The sequence below is a fragment of the Gardnerella rara genome, from assembly GCF_055452355.1.
Map to the genome: position 1 here is coordinate 137976 of NZ_JBVBJP010000002.1, position 20588 is coordinate 158563.

Consider the following 20588-nt stretch of genomic DNA (forward strand, 5'->3'; position numbering starts at 1 on the left):
TAGTACAAGGGGCAAAAATGGCACTTATTCACGCTACGCAAGATGATTTTGAGAAGATTGCAAGCACCAACGAGGTAGTTGTTGTTGATTTTTGGGCCACTTGGTGCGGTCCTTGCCGTGCTTTTGGGCCGATTTTTGAGCAAGTAAGTGCAAAGTTTGACGATATTCCGTTTGTTAAGGTAGATATTGATCAGGCTCCCGAATTAGCCAGCGCAGCGCAGATTAAGGCCGTTCCAACGGTTATGGTGATTAAGCGTGGAGAGGTTATTTATCGCCAGGCAGGCGCTTTGCTTCCTGCGGATTTGGAGGATTTGGTTAATCAGGCAAAGTCCTACGATTCTAGCAGTGATTCTAGCAACGATTCAGGCAACGCCCCTAAGGCTAACGACTAGCGCATAAAAACATAGCGCGCGAAGCTAGGGAAAAGTGGCCTCTAGCCGTTGATTTTTAGCCCTTCTCTTTACGTAATATTACAATTGAATACACTGTGTGCAATCGCTGTTAAAGTCTGAGTGCACAGCTTTTAAGGTTTATCAAGGAGAGTTATGACAAGTCACAGAAAGAAAACTGTTACGCTTACCTCATTGAGTGCGCGTCAATGGGCAAGAGTTGCAGCGATTTTTGTTGGTGTTGTGTCTGTTATAGCTCTTGGAATTGTTTCTCGAAACTTTTATTCCAATTCCAAGCCTTATTCCGCAAAGTCTTACGTAATTGCTTATTCTGCAACAGATAACGCAAATCAGGTTTCTCGTGGAGTCTACAGAAACTCGCTTAAGCCTGTTAAAAAGGGCGCAACTTCTTATGTTACGGTGAATATAAACGGTCATCATCGTGCGGTTTTTGGAACTGATTTTACAAACGTAAAGTCCGTTTTGGAGGCTGGAGATATAACTTTAGATTCGCATGATGTTGTTACGCCTTCTCTTGATTCAAAGGTTAGCGAGGCTACGGTTATAACCATTAAGCGCGCGGGCGCAAAGTTGGAGACTTCCGACGAGCCGATTGCGTTTAACACGGTTAAAAAAGAGACCGCAGCTCTTCCAAAAGGCACGGAAAAGGTTAAGGAACAAGGCGAGCCTGGCGTTATGGAAACAAGCAAAATTGTTACGCGTGCAGGCAAGAAGGTTGTTTCTTCCAACGTTTTTGTTTCCTTTGTTAAAAAGGCTCCAAAAGATAAGGTTGTTCTTGTTGGAACTGGTGGCGCTAGCGTAGATTCTGGTTTTGCTGCTTCCATTGGAACCACCGTTCCAGCTGGCGAGATGCAGGAGTGGGCACATTCCTGGCTGCTTTCAAACGGCTACAGCGAGGCCGATTTTACGGCTACCGTGTTTATTATTTCGCACGAATCTGGTTGGCGTGTAAATGCCATGAACCCTTCTGGCGCCTATGGTTTGCCTCAAGCTTTGCCTGGAAGAAAGATGTCTTCTATGGGTGCCGATTGGGCAACTAATTATCAAACTCAGCTTCGTTGGTTCTGGAATTATTGCAATGGCCGTTATGGGTCAATTCAGGGCGCCTACAGGCACTGGTTATCGCACAGAAGCTACTGATTTGGCGGATAATTAAGTGCCAAATAAATTTTTGAAATCTCTAGCTTCACTATTTTCTAAAATGACGATAACACCTAAACCATCAAGATTGTCTAAAACGCCTAAATTACCTAAATCACATAAATTATCAGAGTTGCCAAAGTTATCCGAGTTACATAAAAATAAGTTTGCTCATTTAAGCAGTGCTTTAGTTGGGGAGCAAGCGTATAAAAATAATCGCCTTACCCGCGCGGCTCTTGTATCCCTTGCAATTCTTACGTTTATAACGTTTATTGGTAATTTTGCCCAGTTGCAGCTTACGGCCGCTTTGCCAACCATTGTTCGCGAATTTAACATTAGCGTTACTACGGGTCAGTGGCTTACCTCTATTTTTCAGCTGATTATGGCCATTATGGTGCCGCTTACCGCATTTTTGACTAGGCGATTTTCCACGCGTCAAATCGTTATATCGTCTATGGTTCTTTTTACGCTCGGCTCGATTATGGCTTGGCTTAGCAACGATTTTATTATGGCGTTGGCTGGCCGCACTTTAGAGGCGATTGGCACGGGCGTTATGTGGCCAGTGTTGCAGATTACAGTGTTTTCTGTGTATCCTGTAACGCGGCGCGGAATGGCTATGGGCAGTGTTGGTATGGCAATGAGTATTGCTCCTGCAATTGGCCCAACTGTTGGCGGTATGCAAACCGATTTTAACGGTTGGCGATCAATTTTCTTGTCGCTTAGCATTATTGGCGTAATTTCTATTGTTCTTTCCGCATTTTTCTTGCATAATTTTGGCGAGCAGGATCGCTGTGCCAAAGCTGACTTTTTCTCCGTTGGTCTTTCGATTGTTGGATTTGGCGGAGTGATGTTTGGCTTTACCAACATTGAAGCATACGGAATTTCTAGTGCGTTTTCTTGGGCGCCAATGCTTGTTGGTGCGTGTGGAGTGGCCTGGTTTGTTCTTCGCCAGTTGCGCGCGAGCTCTAATGGCAAGCAGCCACTTCTTGGAATTGGTGTGTTAAAAAATCGCTATTTTACCGTTGGTACGGCTTGCGCGTGCTTAACGTTCTTTGCGTTTAGCTCAATCATGGTTGTTATTCCGCTTTATATTCAGTCGGATCGCGGTTTTTCTGCCACTATGAGCGGTCTGGTGCTTTTGCCAGGCGCGTTTGGAATGGCCATTTCGCAGTATTTTGGTGGGCGCATGCTGGATCGATTTGGCGTGCGGCCAGTGGCAATGGCTGGATCGCTGATTTTGCTTTTTGGCACAGTTATGATGAGTCTTATTGATAGATACACTTGGATTTGGTGGATTTCAATATGGCAATTTACTCGTCAAATTGGAATGGGATTCTTGCTTATGCCAGTTACAACGTGGTCTTTAAATTGCTTGCAGCGCAGCGAGCTTGGAGACGGGTCGGCTGTTACTAACACAATGCGCCAGCTTTGGGGTGCGATTGGTGCGCCTGTTCTTGTTGTAACAATGGCCACTTTTACGCAGTGGCATCATGCGCTTACGGGTGTTGGGAGTGCGGATAACATTGCGGCAAGCATTTTTGGCGTGCAATGGACTTTGCGCATTAGTGCGATTATTACGGCTATTATGGCGTTGATTGTTATTTTTGGCGTTAAGGGAGAGGGCGCGGGTTCGGCGCATCAGCTTGCGCGCAAGGCGATTGACCGCATGCGCGTTTTGCATATTCCGCATGCTTCGGAGCATAAAGACGTTATGCACGATCATACGCATCATCAATACTGATATCTTTGCATATAATCTATTTTCCTTGCGTCTTTCCGCTTTTTGTTGCTAACACGCCGTTTTGAGCAACATTTTCGGGAAAATTTTCCTGATTTTGTAGTTCAACACGCCGTGAATCAGCTACAAACGCAGTACATAAACTCACATAAGTTATACCAAGCTAGGTAGAGATTCGAGATTTTTCGCAGCGGATGAAGCGAACCTCAGCATGAAATGGTGATTCGCTGAAGCAGCAAGAAAAATCGAGAATCTCGGTGATAAAAGCTACGCAAAAGTTCTAGATATCCAGAAGGTTTGATGTATTTCTCTACGAGCAATAAAAGAGGAGCGTAGCGACGGGACTTGCGAGGAGAGAAATACTCAAACCTCGCGCAATACCAAATAGGAAAAGCGCTCGCGCGGTCTAAGCGCGCGAGCGTCTTCGCCGCATGTAAAGTCCACTGGACTTTACGTTTGAGCGGCTCAGCGCTCCGAATTGCCTTCGCGCGCTACGCTTCAAGCGCTACGGCAGGTCGGAGCGTAAGCATTTGTTCGTTTTGGGGAATTTTGCCAGATTTTACGTGATTTTTGTTAAATACTTAACGTTTAGAGCTTAGAAACGCTCATTTGCGTTTGTTTTTTGCGTTTACTTGTGCGATAATGTTCACATGATTTCTTCACAGCGTCAACAATTGATTCTGAGCCGCCTTCGCACCAGGGGGGCCGTGCGTATTACCGCTCTTTCCAAAGAACTCGCCGTTTCTGCAATGACAATTCGCAGAGATATCGCAGAGCTTTCGGATCGCGGGCTTTTAAAGCGCGTACACGGTGGTGCTGTTACAACTAACACTCTTCTTTCGGAGCCGCTGTTTTCCGTAAAGTCGCAGATGGATATGGGGCTTAAGGATGCAATCGCCAGTAAGGCGGTAGATTATGTTCAGCCTGGAGATGTTATTGCTATCGGTGGTGGCACAACTGCGTACGTATTTGCACAGCATCTGCTTGAGTCGCGTAGGGCGTCTGGAATCACGATTCTAACAAATTCAATTCCAGTTGCGGAGCTTGTTCAAGCGCTTGAGTCCAAAGATATTGAGGTTATTGTTACAGGTGGCGTTATTACGCGTTCCAACTCCCTGGTTGGCCCTATTGCAGATAAGGTTGTTTCGTCTTTGCGTGTAAACACCGTATTTTTGGGCACGCATTCCGTTAGCTTGCCGCGCGGATTCCTTATGCCAAATTCGCTGGAAGCCGCTACAGATATGGCTTTGATGGATATTGCAGATCGCACGATTATATTAACGGATCACACTAAGTGGACGTGCACGTCGCTTTCGCTTTTTGCGCGATTTGACCAGGTTGATACGGTTATTACGGATGATTGCTTAGATGCGGATTCGCAGCTTCGCACCCGTGAGTTGGTTAAGAATCTGGTTCTTGCTCCAACGGTTGCTGGCGATTCTTCCGCGTCCGCGTGATTTTGCGTGAGCGTGTGTAATCGTGGCGTGCGTAGGTATGCGTGCATTTAGTGGTGTTTTGCGCAAAAGCAATCGTAGCAATCGTAGCAATCGTATTGTTTCTGCGCTCGCATCCGTATTGGTTGTTTTCTTGCTTACGTCGCTAAGCGCTTGCACGCCTAAGAATCAAGCTGTTGGAGACACTGGTCGTTCGGACGATATTGTTCACGACGGAATCGACGTAGAAGACATAAAGTTGTTTATAGTCGGTTCAAGGCAGGCGGCGCTTGATTCTAAGCTCTTGCATCTGTGTGAGAAATTTGGTTTAAAAGCATCGTACGCATCAATCGCAGACGTTAAGAATGCCAATTTTGCCTCGCAAGAGGCCGTTAAAGATGCGTCAAATCAGCCTGTTTCTATGATTTTGATTAACAACATTAATGTTGATGGCGTAGACCGCGTTGATTCTAGCGTTAAAAGCAATGCTGGTGGTGCGCATGTTGATTTAAAGGTGCGTAAAGCTTGGGTTGATGCGCTTAAATATGCGCGTTCTGCGGGGATTCCTGTTGCGCTTGTTAATCCAAAAAATCCACCTAAAGATTGTTCTTTGTTTGCGGCAAAACTCTATATTCTTAAGGATTTAGACGGTCAGGATTTGTTTGATTTTGGTTTAATCAAGGGTGATTTGAAGGGTGATTCTAAGGCCGCTTTTAATGGCGATTTTAGAAATCATTTAAGCTGTGTTGAAAAGAGTTGCCAGAAAAGTCATATAAAAAATTGTGGGAAGATTCAGCATTCTAGTCTTCTAAAAATCGTTCAATCGGTAATTGACAATACGCCTCATGGTAGGGATGTGGTTATAAATGACAAAGGTTAGTGCAGGCGCGCAGGTTTTGCAAGAGGAGCAGGTTGTGCCAGAGGATCAGGTTGTGCAAGGCGCAAAAGACTCTCCAGATTTGCCAGAAGTTAGCGAATCGGGTTTAACTCAAAGTGAAGTTTCCGCTGCCGTAGAACAAGGATTTGTAAACATTACAGAAAATCGTACTTCTAGGTCAGTGCTTTCAATTGTGTGCGCAAACGTTTTTACGCTTTTTAATGCAATTATCTTTGCGGCAATGGTTGTTGTTCTTGCCACTGGCTCTTGGAAAGACGCGGTTTTTGGCTTTGTAATTCTTATTAACACAGGTATTGGCGTTGTTACGGAGCTACGCGCAAAGAGCACGCTTGATCGCCTTTCGATTCTTGTTGCTTCTCGTTCTATTGTTCGGCGAGGCGGCCAAAACGTTTATGTTGATCATAGCTGTATTGTTCTTGGTGATTTGTTGTGGGTTCGTGCTGGCGACCAGGTTCCTGCGGACGCTAAGGTTGTTGAGTCTTGGGGCTTGGAGATGGACGAGTCCATGCTCACTGGCGAGTCTGTAACTGTTCGTAAAGCTGCGGACGACTTTGTTTATTCTGGGTCTACAGCGGTTTCTGGTGTTGCTTTAATGCGCGTTACGGCTGTAGGTGCTAATAGTTATGCAGCTAAACTTGCGGCGCAAGCAAAGGTTTATACTAAAACAATTTCCGATTTGAGTCGTGGAATCAACACGATTTTAAAGTGGATGACTATTGTTGTTGTTCCTCTTTGTGTTTTGCTTGTTTGGTCACAGATTAACAAGGTTGGCGGTTTTGCTGAGTCTTGGCAGACTGGGCAGTGGAGGAGTGCTGTTGTTTCTGCTGTTGCTGGCGTTGTTGGCATGATTCCAGAAGGTCTTGTTCTTTTAACTTCGCTTAATTTCGCTGTTGCTGCAATGCGTCTTGCTCGTAAAAAAACACTTGTTCAGGAGCTTGAGTCTGTTGAGACTTTAGCTCGAGTGGATTGCCTTAATTTAGATAAAACAGGCACTATTACAGATGGCGGAATCGCGTTTGTTGGTGTTGATGTGATTGACAATTCGATTGACGATTCAATTGACGAAGCTTTTGTAAAAAGTAAAAGCGGCGATTCTTCCAGCGTGGCGGCTGCTAGCGACTATAGTCATGCTGTAAATCAGGCTTTGTTTGATTTGTCTAACGAAGAAAATCCAAATGCTACGGGTCTTGCCATTATGGAAGGCCTTAAAGATCAAGGTGCTTGCGTTGCATCGAATGTTAACGCTCGCTTGCCATTTTCTTCCGCAAGAAAGTGGAGTGCAATTCGCTATGAGCTAAAAGACGGCAGTTTTGAAACGTGGTATATGGGTGCTCCAGAGGTTTTGGCAACTGCGATTTGCGCTGACTGTTCTTTAGAAGATGGCGATTCTACTTGCAATAATTGCCATTTAACGGAGCCTTTCAAGCGTATTTTGCATCGAGTAAACGAATATGCACAGCAGGGCAATCGTGTCCTTCTTCTAGCGGTTGCTACAGGCAAGTCTGTGGTTTCTGACTCTGTGGTTTCTGGCGATTCTTGTGATGCAACTTTTTCTAGCTCGCCAAAAGTGTCCACAAGTACTCGCCCTGTTGCACTAGTTCGTTGCTCGGAGAAAATACGCACCGATGCTCGCCAAACTCTTGAATGGTTTAGGCAGCAAGGTGTTAGATGTCGCGTGATTTCTGGCGATAATCCAACAACTGTTGCAGCTGTTGCCGAAAAAGTTGGTCTAACTGGTGATTCAAAGCCCGTTTCAATGGACGCAAGGCAGCTGCCTAAAGATATAAATCAGCTTGCCGAGGTTCTTGAAAACGTTGATGTTCTTGGGCGCGTTTTGCCTGATCAAAAGAAGTTAATCGTTCAAGCTCTACATTCCAAGGGTCACGTTGTTGCTATGACTGGTGATGGTGTGAACGACACTCTTGCGCTTAAGGAAGCAGACTTAGGCGTAGCAATGGGTAATGCTGCTCCAGCCGCTAAGGCAGTTGCGCAAGTTGTGCTTGTTGATTCTCGTTTTTCTCATCTTCCAGACGTTGTTGCTAAGGGTCGCCAAGTTATGGCAAATATGGAGCGTGTTGCAGGCCTGTTTCTTGTTAAAACCGTATATTCTGCACTTATTTCAGCAGGTGTGGTTTTACTCGGTCTGCATTTTCCATATTTACCTCGCCACATAACCTATATCGGTTCGTTAACCATTGGTATTCCAGCGTTTTTACTTGCTTTGGCTCCTAATACAAGACGTTATATTCCTGGATTCTTGCATCGTGTCGTTCGATTTGCGCTTCCAAATGGCATTGCTATTGCCGTATCTGTTTTGGCTGTTTCCATTTTTGCTCCTTTAATGCTTTCGCGTGGACTTGATTCCTCTAGCGTTAGTGCTTCTAGCATAATTGTTGAATCTGTTTACACCATTGGTCTAACTCGCAGTATTTGCGCTGTTACAGTTTTTGTGCTGGGTGTTGCAGTTTTGGCTACTGTTTCTAAGCCACTTGCTTCTTGGCGTGGAATTATGGTTCTGTGTTTTGCTGCTGCTGGCGTTATTGGCGCGTTTATACCATTTGTTGCGCGTTTCTTTGATTTGCATGTTCCTATAAGCGGAAATGCAATGTTTGTTATGATTTGTGCCATATTATTCGCTTTCGTTATATGGTTGATTTTGCATCTGATTAGTCATCTAGTTGAAAATTGGATTGATAGCGCAAATGATGATGTTCTTTTGCGCTCTGATTCCAGTAACGATTAGTGCAGCGTGTCGCAACCTTAACAATTGTGTTTACAATAGATATGTGTTCAGTATTTTAGAAATGTTTTCGGTTGGTGTAGGTCCTAGTTCTTCGCATACGGTTGGACCTATGCGTGCGGCGAATGCCTTTGTAACCTCTCTGCAAAAGAGTGGGAAGCTTAACAATGTTTCTCGTGTGCGCGTTACATTGTATGGTTCTTTGTCTCTTACCGGATTGGGGCATGGTACAGATCGAGCATCCGTTGCAGGTCTTGAAGGTAATCTTCCAGACGATGTTGATACAGAACACATGATGACTATCCGCGAAGATTGCAAGAAAAGTGGAACTTTAACGCTTGCGCATAGTCATACTATTGCGTTTGACTACGATTCTGATGTTGTTTTTGAAAAGTGGAGGCGCATGGCTGCGCATCCTAATGGCATGCGGTTTGTTGCTTTGGACTCCTTTGGTAATACTGTTGACGAGCAAGTTTGGTATTCGATTGGCGGTGGATTTATTCGCAAAGGTAATGCAGACGATAAGATGATTGGTTTGCATGACCGCGTTGGTGAATCTGAAACAGAAAGTGAAGATTCTTCTAAAGACTCTTCTAAAAATGTTGAGTCTTCCACTATGCAATCTACTGATTCTTCTACTGAGTCTTCTACTGAGTCTTCCACTGATTCTTCTGTTCCATATCCTTTTACAACGTGCAAAGAACTTATTTCTATTTGCAAAAAAGAACATAAGAGCATAAGTAGCATTGTTTGGCAAAACGAGCTTGTTTTGCATAATGGCGATTCTGAATATGTTCGCTCCTATTTGCTGCGTGTTTGGAATGTGATGGGAGAGTGTGTTGAACACGGCTGTAACTCTAAGCAGCAGATTCTTCCAGGCGGACTTGATGTTCACAGACGCGCTCCACGCATGTATGAGCGTTTGTCCGCAAATTCCGACATTCTTAAGCAAGATCGCAGACGAGCAAACTGCGCTTTGGAAGCTTCTGATTCTGCGTGGGTAAATCTTTTTGCTCTTGCGGTAAGTGAAGAAAATGCTGGAGGTGGTCGTATTGTTACGGCTCCAACCAATGGATCCGCTGGCATTATTCCAGCAGTTTTGCAATACTATTGGCGTTTTGTAGACAGTGCTAGCGAAGAAGGCATTGTAAAGTTCCTTCTTGCTGCTGGTGCTATTGGTTACTTGTTTAAGCGCAATGCTTCTATTTCTGGCGCAGAAGTTGGTTGCCAGGGAGAAGTTGGTTCGGCGTGTTCTATGGCTGCCGCAGGCTTGTGTGAAGTTCTTGGTGGAAGCCCTGAGCAGGTTGAAAACGCTGCAGAAATCGGTATTGAGCATCATCTTGGTCTCACTTGTGATCCAGTTGGTGGTTTGGTTCAGATTCCTTGCATAGAGCGCAATGCTATGGCTGCAAACACGGCCATTAACGCTGTTAGAATGGCGCTTTTGGGTGATGGCTCTCATATTGTTAGCTTAGATAGCGCTATTAAAACCATGAAGGAAACTGGGCATGACATGATGTCTAAGTATCGCGAAACATCTAAAGGTGGTCTGGCTGTAAACGTTGTTGAATGCTAGTTTATAGCTTTTTATGTTTATAGTTATCTCATAACATTTTTCCTTTAAATGCTTGTATACTTGCTTGCATTATGTTTATGTAGGCGTTGTGCAATTTATATACGTATTGGAATAGGTAGCGGTTGAGTGCTAATCTAAAACACGCTATAAGATTGCATAACTGTTATAATATTCAAAGTTTTTAGTAAATAGTTTGTAGAGGTTAATGGTTGTTTGCAAGCATTTATATATGTTTGTAAGGGATTATAAGAGGTTATAAAGGAGGCAAAATGGTAAAGGATATGCCAGAAGTGGTTGCAGAGTTTGGTACTACGCCAACGGTGACGTTCCCATCGCTTGAGCCGCCAGCAGGGCTTAAGGTTGTTGAGTTGGTAGAGGGCAACGGACCTTTGGTTCGTGCTGGAGACACTGTTACTGTTAATTATCACGGTGTTGTTTGGGGAGCTAGCGAGCCTTTTGATTCTAGTTTTGCTCGTCATACTCCTGCCAGCTTTGGTATTGGTGTTGGTCAGGTTATTCAGGGATGGGATCGTACTGTTCCAGGTCATAATGTTGGTTCTCGCTTACTTGTTTCTATTCCACCTGAGTATGGTTATGGTTCGCGCGGGGTCCCTCAGGCTGGAATTGGTGGTTCGGACACCCTCGTTTTTGTGATTGATATTATTTCTACTCGCTAAATGCGTGTGGTTGATTTTATTCTTTGTTCTTTGTTAAGGAGATTGCAAAATGGCTGAAGAAAAAACAATTTTGTTGACTAAGGAAGCCTACGATAAGCTCAAGGAAGAATTAGCTCATCGCGAAGGTGAATATCGTGACGAAATCACCGAGCGTATTGCTGCTGCTCGCGCCGAAGGCGATTTGTCTGAAAACGGTGGCTATCAGGCTGCTCGTGAAGAGCAGGGCAAGAACGAGGGTCGTATTAATGAGCTTATTGTTAAGCTGCGCAATGCCAAAATCCTTGAGGCTCCAAAAGATGGTCTTGTTGGTAATGGTTCTGTTGTGACTCTAGATCTTGCTGGCCGAGAGATGACATATGTTCTTGGTTCACGTGATATTGCTGTTGCTACTGATTACGATGTTATTAGCCCAGAATCTCCGATTGGCGCTGCAATCATTGGTGCTAAAGCGGGTGATACTGTTAGCTACTCTGCTCCAAATGGTCGTCAGATTTCTGTAACCATTAAGGACTCTCATCCACTCGCCTAGGCAATAAAATGTCTTAATAGGCAAGCGTCTTTGCTGTTATCTATCTATTTTCTCTAATCGCTGTGATTTAAAATCTTTATGATTTACAAATCACAGCGATTTTATTTATGCGTTTATTTGTGTCCGTTTAACAGTATCGCTCTTTAGTTGTTTTGATTGCTTAAATCTCTAAATCTCTAAATCTCTAAATTTTTCTTAAAATGGTAACAACTTTGCCCATTATCTTTGCGTGCGATCCGTCAATAGGGGAATACGCAGGGTTGTGAGGCATAAGCCAAACGTGACCATTTTCTTTTCTAAACGTCTTTACAGTTGCTTCGTTATCTAGTAGTGCAGCAACAATATCTCCATTTGTTGCTTCATTTTGTTCTCGCACAACAACATAATCGCCGTCGCAAATTGCTGCGTCAATCATTGAATCGCCATGTACTTCTAGCATGAATAAATTACCGCTTCCAGTAAGTCTTTCTGGTAAACGCATAACATCTTCAACATGTTGTTCGGCTGTTATAGGCGCTCCTGCTGCAATTCTCCCAACAAGAGGAACGTCGTGAGAGTTTATCAAAGACTCGCTGTTGTACATGCTTACATCAATGGCTGATTGTTTTGCAAGCAATTCTTGAGCTTTTTCTTTGTTCTTTTGTAGAAAATCTCCAATAACTTCAATTGCTCTACCTTTATTTGCACTTATTCGTATTAATCCTTTCATCTCAAGTGCTCGTAATTGGTGTTTTACGGAAGAAGGACTTCTTAAACCTACAGCTTTGCCTATTTCTCTAAAAGATGGTGGAAAACCATGTTCTTCAAGACATTGCTGTATGGCATCCATGATTTTCCTCTGGCGATCTGTTAGTGATTCATTGTTGTGCGCCGCAGAATCGCTAAGCTCGTTTGGGTTGGTATTCATGGTGTCTCCTTTCGTTGTTTACAGTCTAATACACTTTTTCAAAAAAATCAAACATATGTTCGACACGCCGTTGCATATTTAGAACAAATGTGTCAAGATTGATACACCTGTTCGATAGAACAAATGTTCATATCAATATAAATGTAAGAAAGGGCAGTTATGTATAAGAACTTAAACGCTTCTAATAGCATTAACTATTCAAATGCAAATCGTGCCGTTTTGGCAAATAAGGTTTGCAGAAGGCGTAAAAATAAATTATTTATGCGTTTTATTGTTTTTGCTGTATTAACGTGCTTTGCGTGGTTTGTGTTTATGCCAAAGCCAGCTGTTTCAGCCGTGTCAAAGTCTTTTGTAACATACACAGTTCGTCCTGGAGATACATTGTGGAGTTATGCAAAATCTATAACAGATAAAAATGGCAATATTTCTGATTCTGTTGATTATCTTATGCAATTAAATAATCTAGATTCACCAGATTTAGAAGTAGGGCAGTCTATACGCGTACCTTTTATCGACGATTAACTTGTTATTAAAAATATCATTAAAATATGGAGGATTACATGAGTTCAGATTATGAATATGATTCGTCAGATTTATTTACATTATGCTATGGCGATGAATCTGTGTGTTCTTATTGCGATGATTTAAGTACAGATTCGATTGTTGTTATGAATGTATTTATATATCCGTCTATTAGGGTGTTTTCCAATAAATTTTATAAAATATACGAGGAAAAATATGAAAAAATTGATTTATTTATATAAAATATTGAAATATATATAACATATTAAATTAATTTTTAGTATGCTGTATATATGCATTGTCCTTTTTGTAAGAATTCCGATACTAAAGTTATCGATACGCGAATTAGTGAAGATGGGTATTCAATACGCCGTAGACGTGAATGCCAGAAGTGTGGACGTAGATTTACAACAGTAGAAACTACACAATTGCTTGTTATGAAACGTTCAGGTTCTATTGAACCGTTTGATAGAGCAAAGGTTGTTGCTGGTGTTGGAAAAGCTTGTCAAGGTCGGCCAATAGATTCTGAAGCATTAAAAACACTTGGAATGGAAGTTGAAGCTGATTTACGTGCTCGTGGATTAGCTCAGGTTACGTCCGAAGAAGTTGGAAAAGCAATATTAAAGCCATTGCGCGAGTTGGACGAAGTAGCATATCTTCGTTTTGCTAGCGTGTATCAGAATTTTACTGGCTTAGAAGATTTTAAACGTGCTATAGAAGATCTTAAGAAAAGTAAGTGATTAGTAATATTTGTGCATTGTGTGAATATTACAAAACAAGTACATGTTATTGAGTATTTGAGTTTATGTGAATATTTGTTCACCATTATGCTGGTGAATTATTGAGTCTTGATTAAATGTAGTTATATATGTGAGCAATAACCTGATTTGTTTGACCCGTTTAAAGGGTCAAACAAATAACAAGGTTGTTAATGGTTAGGTTTACTCAATACTGCACTCTACAATTTTTACTCCGAAAAATCAGCGTCGTCTTGTGTGCGCAAGATAACAAGACGCTGTGTTGGTCTTGTCATAGCAACGTATAAGTTAGCGGCTGCGCTAAGCCTAGATGCAGCTTCTTGCTCTATAGCAGAAGGTTGCATTAGTATTACCGCATCGTATTCCAATCCCTTAACGTCTTCTGCAGTGCAAACACTAATTTGGCTATCGTCAAAGCTTTGCTGAATTATGCGAGTATATTCCTTAGTTGAAAGATTTTTGCTAAGAGTATTTTTAACTATATTGTTTGCGTGGGCTATTAATTCTTGAGGAACAATAATTGCTACTCGTCCACTACCATCTTCGGAAACAAATTCGTTAAATAAATCAATGCAATATTTAGAAAGCGCATTATCAAGTTCATTTTGATTTTGAACTGTTTGCTTAATAAGCGAATCTGGAACAGATCTAACGGCGTTAACTGTTGAAATGTATAAGCCAGAATTATCTGCCACTTTTCCTGCAGCTTCGGAAACTTCTTTAGGATTGCGGTAGTTGATTGTTAGCTCATAAAGATCCCAGTTCTCGTTTCCAAATAATGAGCTCATATTTTTTTGCCAACGGTGTGTACCACCTAAAGAGGAGGTTTGTGCAACATCGCCAACAATAGTAAATGATCGCGAAGGGCACCTGCGGATTAGCATTCGCCAGTCCATTGCAGTAAGCTCTTGTGCTTCATCTACCACAACATGACCATAAGTCCACTCTCTATCTGATGCAGCAAGATTAGCCACCATGTTTGCATCGTTGCCTTGAATGTTTTCAATAAGCATATCTGCGGTAACAATGCCATTGCCTATTCCGTTTTGTGCAAGAGTATCAGAAGCATATTGTTGCTCTTCAAGCTTTTTGCGAGCATTAGCAGCGTTTTGTGCTTCAATCTTTGGGTCTGGTCCTAAAAGTTCCATAGCTTCGTCAAGCAGTGGAATATCGGATTTAGTTAGAGGACTTCCTTTTGGTCTAATTAATGCATGAATATCATTTTCGCTTAACCAAGGAGCATATATGCGAAGCTGTTCGGGTTTAGAAAAAAGTTGGTCTATAAGCCAATTAGCATTCATAGGAAGCCAAGCAAGATTCAAAGTTATTTTGAGCTTGTTTTCCATCCTAAGTTGCGATGTAATGTCGGATATTTCGGCTTGGGAAGGGACGTAATCAAGTTGTTCCAGATACCTGTTTCTAAGCGAACTTATTACTGACTTTACAAATGTTTTACGAGCCTGGTTGTGAGGCTGGTGTGTGCGCTGAGCGTCTAATTGTGCAAGCTCAATATCTTCTTTTTTGAGCTGTACAGCAAAACCGTTTATGCGTAATGTTGGCAAATCTTTAGGAACACGTATTCTTGCGCATATAGCGTTTTGAATAACGTTTTTCATACGGTACATTCCCTTAAGTTTTGCTGCATGTGCAGTATCTTCTGCATCTGCACGAACGTTTGGAATTAAATCCGCTATAGTTCTGCTAACAACACCAGTTTCTCCCAAAGATGGCAAAACTTGGTCTATGTACCTTAAGAATGCAGAGCTTGGTCCTACAATCAAAACTCCTGATCTTTCAAGCTTTCTGCGGTGTGTATATAACAAGTATGCTGCTCTATGCAATGCAACAGCAGTTTTGCCTGTGCCAGGGCCGCCTTGAACAACAATTGTACGGTCTAGAGGAGCGCGAATAATGCGGTCTTGTTCAGCCTGAATGGTTGCAACAATATCCGTCATTTTTCCAGTTCTACGAGAGCCTAGAGAAGCAAGTAATGCACCTTCGCCAGTAAGTGTTCCTTGTTTAGACGCTTTGTTTACTTCGTCGGAATGAATGTCTAGAATCTCGTCTTCAACGCCCACAACTTCTCGGAATTTAAGAGTTATGTGTCTGCGCATAACAATGTTTCCGTGATTAGAAGGAGTTGCCTCGTAGAATGGTCGAGCAGCCTCTGCTCTCCAGTCGGTTAAGATTGGGTCGTGATTTTCACTTAGCAAACCGATTCTGCCAATATAGCGTCTTACGCCTTCACAATCGTCTAGGCGACCAAACACAAGTCTATCTTCTACAGCTCTAAGTTGCGTTAAACGATCTTCGTACATTGTTGCAAAAGAATCTCGTTCTGTTCGCTGAGTTGGCGATCCGTGTGAGCCTGCAGCGCGTACAGAATCAAGTCTTGTACGGATTGTTGAACGCAAGTTATCTAAGCGCTCATAAGCGCAATCAACCGCTTGTTGTTCTTCGCTGAGTTGTGAGGAGTACGTAGACATTTGTGTCCGTTCTTCTTAAAAGTTGTGCTAAAACCAGGCGTTTAAGTATACCTCGAGGCTAATACACGTTGCATGTTTCCAATTTTTGCTAAAAAAATATTATTTTTTTACAAAAAGTGGGGATTTTTGGTGAGAAATGGGGTAAAATGGTGAATGATGTGCAAGTGGCATATTGCATGTTGAAAAGGATGTGGATTTATGGCTCGTAATAATGCTGGCGCAAATGCGCAAGATAAAGCCAATTCCTCCTTTAAGCATGCTCAAAATACATCTGCTTCCGATTCTCAAAATATGGCTCAAGCTAATGCCCAAGAAGCGCATATGCCAATGCAAAATTCTCAAGCATATGCTCAGCCTTATTACGTGATGCAGCAGGTTCCTCCTATGTATCAATCGCAGCAGATGCCTGTTATACAGCCTGTTATGCAGCCTGTTATGCAGCCTCAAGCTACGTCTTCGGCTTTTACATCCACTCCTTTGCCGCAAAACGCAGTTTTTGATGCTAATGGTTTGCAAACTCAGGCTAATAATCAGGTAAAGAATCCAGTTCTTCTTGGCACCTATTCGCCAAAAATAGATGCCAAAGGTCGTGTGGCTTTGCCAGCAAAATTTAGATCCCAATTAGGTGATGGTTTTGTTATGGCTCGCGGCCAAGAACGCTGCGTTTATGTTCTTCCAATGCAAGAGTTTGAGCGTATTACAACTCAAATCCAGCGCACATCTATGAGCAATAAGTCGGCACGAGATTACCTACGAGTTTTTCTTTCTGGTGCTGTAGATCAAGAGCCAGACAAGCAGGGTCGTATAGTAGTGCCTCCAATGCTAAGAGATTATGCCAATCTTGGAGATGAGATTGTTGTAATAGGCGTTGGAACTCGTGCAGAAATATGGAATAAATCCGCTTGGAATAATTACCTTGCAGATAAAGAGCAAGACTATGCGGATATTGCGAATGACGTTCTTCCGGCGGTGGCACAATGAAAGATCTATCTACAATTCATGCGCCAGTTTTATTGGAAGATTGCGTAAATCTTGTTTCTCCAGCGCTAGAGCATAAAGATTCTATTATTGTTGACTGCACTCTTGGTCTTGCTGGCCATGCAACAGCTTTTCTTAAAGCAGCTCCACTGGCAACTCTTGTTGGAATAGATAGAGATAGTGAGGCTCTTGGCTTAGCAACAAAAAGGATGCAAGATGAAGGATTGAATAATCGTTTTATTCCAGTTCATGCTGCATTCGACGAAGTTGACAAAGTTTTGGAAGATTTAGAAATTGATAAAATCGATGCAGCGTTTATGGATTTAGGTCTTTCCAGTTTGCAAATAGACGAAGCGGATAGGGGATTCTCCTATTCCCATAACACAGCCTTAGATATGCGAATGGATACAACTCAGAGTGTTACTGCTGCAACCATTCTTGCTACCTATAGTGCATCTAGTCTGGCTGAAATATTTCGTGAGTACGGTCAAGAACGTTTTTCTGGTCCTATTGCAAGAAAAATAGTGCAAGTTAGGCAAGAGAACCCAATAGTAACATCTGGTCAGTTGGTTGACCTAGTTGATCAGGTTATTCCGCGTGCTCATCGTGCGCCAGGAAATCCTGCTAAACGAGTTTTTCAGGCTCTTAGAATCGAAGTTAATGGGGAGTTGGATAAACTTTCTAGAACTTTACCAAAGCTTGCTTTGCGCTTAAATAACGGCGGCAGGATTGTTGTTGAATCCTATCATTCTTTGGAAGATATTACAGTTAAGCGCTTTATGAATAAGGGATTAGAAGTAGACGTTCCAGCAAATATGCCTATTGTTCCGCAAAGTGCCCAGCCTTTCTTTAAGTCTTTAACTCGTGGAGCTATTAAGGCATCTAAAGAAGAAATTGCAAATAATACAAGGTCTTCTTCTGTTCGCTTGAGGGCAGTGGAGCTTATTAGAGATATTCCAGATAGGTGGATCAAAGATTTTACAGCTATTGCTCAAGGAGAAGATACGTCTTTGCAACATTCTTCTACTAAGTCAAATGGCGTAAATCGTAGCAAAGGAGGCAGGTTCTAATGGATAAGCCACTTAAAAACCGTGCTTCTAGAATTGCAGCATCTTTTGCAGCGTCTTCTGCACCTGCAGGCCGAGTGAACGAGAAAATTTCTGGTGATTCAAGACAAAATCGCGTTTCTAAGTCGATTCCGCTAGTGTTTAGCGCCTCGGATCGCAGGTCTTATGCTGTAATGAATCATTTGCACAAGGTTATAGCGTGGAGCAACACGCGTAAAGCTCCTCTTTTTAACCTAATCATTGTTGTTATGTTCCTTGTTGTTACGCCTACTACATCTCTGTTGCTTCGCACAAAAATGGCAGAGATTTCTTTTGAACAAGCTGCAACTCAAGCCAATATTTCCAGGCTTCGTCAAGACGTAGAGACTGCTCAAACAAAGTTGGATGCCTTAGAAGCAGATCTTCCAACAAAAGCACAAGACATGGGAATGGTTCCGCAGCAAGGTGCAATAACCGTTGACTTAAGCGATTATGCCAATAAAAAGAAGGCAGAAAAAGCCGCTATTGAAGCTCAAAAAGCTAAAAATCGTGATCAAGCTAAGCAAGAAAAGGCTAAGCAAGAAAAGGCTAAGCAAGAAAAGGCTAAGCCAAATCAGCCTAAGCCAAATCAAGCTAAGCAAGATCCTAAAAAAACCAACCACCAGCCAGAACAAAAAAATAAGGAGAAACATTGATGAACCGCCTAATCAAGCAACGTTTCGCCAAATACTCAGGCAAAATGAAAACAGTATTGTATTATGCCAAATTAGCTGGCAAAAAGTTGCGCTGCATCAAAAATAGCGTAAGAAAAGTCAGAAAGAGTAGGCTCAACATAAGCGGATTGTATAATTCGTATACTAATAATGCTGTTCGCTCTGTTGCGCGCTCTACTGCACGTTCTGGCATGCGTTCTGGCACTCAAACCAGCGTAATTCGCAACACTGTTTTTGCAAAAAAGTGCATTGGTGTTGCAATCATATTTGCGATTATTGCATCTTTAGCAATAGTAAAGCTTAGTTTTATACAGTTGATTAATGCACGTTCTACTGCTCAGGCGGCGCAGGCAGAACGTAGTAGGACTCGTCCAATACTCGCTCGTAGAGGGCGTATTTTGGACGCAAATGGTGCTGTTTTGGCTCAGAGTGTTGAAAGATATAACATAATTGCAGACCCAATGAATGCTCAGTCCTTTAAACCAACTCCTTGCACAAAGCAAACTGCTGGGAATTGCCATGCAATTAATGGCAAAGACGTTGAAGGAACAGGCGCTGTTGCTGTAGCACGTCTTTTGGCTCCTATTTTGCATATGAGCTCTGTTGAAATTGGCGGAAAAATTGCAGGTGTAGGGCGTTATGCTGTTATAAAAAGAAACGTTAAGCCTTCTGTTAAGCGTGCAATAGATAAGCTTAATCTTTCTGGGTGTGTTTATGCAGAAAATAGCAGTGAGCGCGTATATTCAAGTGGTCCTATTTTAGGCGCTTTGATTGGCTCTGTTAAAGACGCAGAAGAAAGCAGCCGAAAAGAAGCTAAGGGCAGAAGAGGCGAAGTTGGTGAATCTGGCTTGGAGCTTTCTCAAGACAAAGTTTTAACTGGTAAAGATGGTTACCAAAAATATCAGGGAAATAACGTTGGAAATGAGAAAATTCCTGGAACGGTAAGTGAATATAAAGAGGCTGTAAACGGTAACGACATAAAGCTAACTATTGATAGCGATGTAGATTGGTACGTTAAGAAGGTTCTTCTAGATGGTATGAATAAGTACAAAGCTGGATGGGGCGTTGCTGTTGTTCAAGATATTCGCACTGGAGAAATTGTTGCTCTAGAAGATAGCGATAATATTAAAGCTGGTTCTGCCGAAGCTAGAGCATCTGTTTCTAAGGCTGTTAGCCAGGTATTTGAGCCAGGCTCTATTGGCAAAGTATTCTCAGTTGCAGGCATGCTTCAAACTGGAGCGCGCCAGCTAACGGATAAGTTTGCTGTTCCTGGAAGCATTGAAAAGCAAGGTCAACTTTTCCACGATGCTCACAGCCACGGTGTTATGAAGCTTACTTTAGCAGGCATTTTAAAGGAATCTTCTAACGTTGGCATGATTATGGCTGGCGAAAAGTATCCAAATAACAAGCGTTATGAATTCTTGTCTAAGTTTGGAATTGGGCAATTAACTGGCCTTGATTTGCAAGGAGAATCCCAAGGTTTGTTCCCGAGTGTTCAAGCGTGGGATGGTCGTAAGCAAAATACTGTTTTGTTTGGTCAGGGATATGCAACAAACGCTTTGCAAATCACCAATGCTATTTCAACAATCGCCAATAAGGGCGTAAGGCTTAAGCAATCGATTATCAAGTCTGTAATCGACCCACATGGCAGAATTACTGAGCGCAAGAGGCCACAAGGAACTCGCGTTTTAGATGAACACGTTGCTGATCAAATGTTAAATGCCATGGAATCCACGGCAGAATATTACAGTAACTACATATCTGTTAACGGATATCGTATTGCTGCAAAGAGTGGTACTGCAGAAGTTGCTGGATTTGGTGGAGCGCTTAGCTCTATTGTTGCAGACTGCGCGGCAATATTGCCTGTCGATAACCCTCGTTTTGCAATAACAGTTGCATTAAGCAATCCAGAAGGCACATTCGGCGTTTTCGCAGCAGCTCCTCTTATAAAGACAATAGGCGAGTTCTTAATGCAAAAGTACAACGTTCCAGTATCGACTCCTCGCAGCAACCCTATTCCTTTACAATGGTGATACA

17 protein-coding genes are annotated in these 20588 nt (G+C 42.5%); 15 read left to right on the plus strand and 2 right to left on the minus strand.

Annotation, left to right across the window (positions count from 1 at the left end; genetic code table 11):
* Positions 1–17: 17 nt before the first annotated feature.
* The 9 genes from trxA to ACZ0NX_RS02330 all read left to right on the plus strand — a co-directional run bounded on the left by trxA (position 18) and on the right by ACZ0NX_RS02330 (position 11141).
* Entirely contained in the window at positions 18–392 is a 375-nt protein-coding gene (gene trxA / locus ACZ0NX_RS02290) for a thioredoxin (protein ID WP_060787267.1), read from the plus strand.
* A 153-nt stretch (positions 393–545) separates the two neighbouring features.
* Positions 546–1550 (plus strand): aggregation-promoting factor C-terminal-like domain-containing protein, encoded by a 1005-nt coding sequence (locus ACZ0NX_RS02295; RefSeq protein WP_464405271.1) that lies wholly within the window; start codon positions 546–548, stop codon positions 1548–1550.
* Positions 1551–1611: 61 nt separating this feature from the next.
* A complete protein-coding gene (locus ACZ0NX_RS02300) occupies positions 1612–3291 on the plus strand; it encodes an MDR family MFS transporter (protein ID WP_464405272.1) in 1680 nt (559 codons plus the stop codon).
* Positions 3292–3938: 647 nt separating this feature from the next.
* Complete coding sequence (locus ACZ0NX_RS02305) at positions 3939–4745, plus strand: DeoR/GlpR family DNA-binding transcription regulator (RefSeq protein ID WP_060787269.1); 807 nt, start codon at positions 3939–3941, stop codon at positions 4743–4745.
* A gap of 37 nt (positions 4746–4782) precedes the next feature.
* Positions 4783–5601: a hypothetical protein gene (locus ACZ0NX_RS02310; RefSeq protein WP_464405274.1), complete on the plus strand. Its 819-nt coding sequence runs from the start codon at positions 4783–4785 to the stop codon at positions 5599–5601.
* On the plus strand, positions 5588–8362 hold the full coding sequence (locus ACZ0NX_RS02315) for an HAD-IC family P-type ATPase (protein ID WP_464405276.1): 2775 nt from the start codon (positions 5588–5590) through the stop codon (positions 8360–8362). Before ACZ0NX_RS02310 ends, ACZ0NX_RS02315 begins: the two co-directional genes overlap by 14 nt.
* A gap of 61 nt (positions 8363–8423) precedes the next feature.
* Positions 8424–9935: an L-serine ammonia-lyase gene (locus ACZ0NX_RS02320; protein ID WP_464405278.1), complete on the plus strand. Its 1512-nt coding sequence runs from the start codon at positions 8424–8426 to the stop codon at positions 9933–9935.
* A 269-nt stretch (positions 9936–10204) separates the two neighbouring features.
* A complete protein-coding gene (locus tag ACZ0NX_RS02325) occupies positions 10205–10612 on the plus strand; it encodes an FKBP-type peptidyl-prolyl cis-trans isomerase (RefSeq protein ID WP_060787272.1) in 408 nt (135 codons plus the stop codon).
* Between the two features lie 49 nt (positions 10613–10661).
* The gene (locus ACZ0NX_RS02330) at positions 10662–11141 is read left to right on the plus strand and encodes a GreA/GreB family elongation factor (RefSeq protein WP_060787273.1); all 480 of its coding nucleotides are present in this window, start codon (positions 10662–10664) and stop codon (positions 11139–11141) included.
* A 184-nt stretch (positions 11142–11325) separates the two neighbouring features.
* Here ACZ0NX_RS02330 and lexA read toward each other — a convergent pair whose 3' ends face one another.
* A complete protein-coding gene (gene lexA, locus ACZ0NX_RS02335) occupies positions 11326–12048 on the minus strand; it encodes a transcriptional repressor LexA (RefSeq protein ID WP_415695671.1) in 723 nt (240 codons plus the stop codon).
* Positions 12049–12207: 159 nt separating this feature from the next.
* On the opposite strand from lexA, the gene ACZ0NX_RS02340 reads away from it, so the two are divergent.
* Together ACZ0NX_RS02340 and nrdR are read left to right on the plus strand one after the other, a co-directional pair.
* Positions 12208–12570 (plus strand): LysM peptidoglycan-binding domain-containing protein, encoded by a 363-nt coding sequence (locus ACZ0NX_RS02340; protein WP_415689029.1) that lies wholly within the window; start codon positions 12208–12210, stop codon positions 12568–12570.
* 293 nt (positions 12571–12863) lie between these two features.
* A complete protein-coding gene (nrdR, locus tag ACZ0NX_RS02345; RefSeq protein WP_060787276.1) occupies positions 12864–13310 on the plus strand; it encodes a transcriptional regulator NrdR in 447 nt (148 codons plus the stop codon).
* A gap of 227 nt (positions 13311–13537) precedes the next feature.
* Here nrdR and ACZ0NX_RS02350 read toward each other — a convergent pair whose 3' ends face one another.
* Positions 13538–15814 (minus strand): HelD family protein, encoded by a 2277-nt coding sequence (locus tag ACZ0NX_RS02350; RefSeq protein ID WP_415689032.1) that lies wholly within the window; start codon positions 15812–15814, stop codon positions 13538–13540.
* Positions 15815–16012: 198 nt separating this feature from the next.
* Here ACZ0NX_RS02350 and mraZ point away from each other — a divergent pair, with 198 nt between their 5' ends.
* From mraZ to ACZ0NX_RS02370, 4 genes are read left to right on the plus strand one after another with little or no spacing between them, the layout of a single operon-like run.
* Positions 16013–16795 carry a division/cell wall cluster transcriptional repressor MraZ gene (mraZ, locus tag ACZ0NX_RS02355; RefSeq protein ID WP_060787278.1) on the plus strand — a complete coding sequence of 261 codons (783 nt, stop codon included), beginning with the start codon at positions 16013–16015 and terminating at the stop codon, positions 16793–16795.
* Positions 16792–17862, plus strand: coding sequence for a 16S rRNA (cytosine(1402)-N(4))-methyltransferase RsmH (gene rsmH / locus ACZ0NX_RS02360; RefSeq protein WP_464405282.1), 1071 nt, complete (start codon positions 16792–16794; stop codon positions 17860–17862). The genes mraZ and rsmH overlap by 4 nt, the downstream gene beginning before the upstream one ends.
* Complete coding sequence (locus tag ACZ0NX_RS02365; protein ID WP_415695674.1) at positions 17862–18533, plus strand: hypothetical protein; 672 nt, start codon at positions 17862–17864, stop codon at positions 18531–18533. Before rsmH ends, ACZ0NX_RS02365 begins: the two co-directional genes overlap by 1 nt.
* Positions 18533–20584 carry a peptidoglycan D,D-transpeptidase FtsI family protein gene (locus ACZ0NX_RS02370; RefSeq protein WP_081091008.1) on the plus strand — a complete coding sequence of 684 codons (2052 nt, stop codon included), beginning with the start codon at positions 18533–18535 and terminating at the stop codon, positions 20582–20584. The genes ACZ0NX_RS02365 and ACZ0NX_RS02370 overlap by 1 nt, the downstream gene beginning before the upstream one ends.
* The last annotated feature ends 4 nt before the right edge of the window (positions 20585–20588 follow it).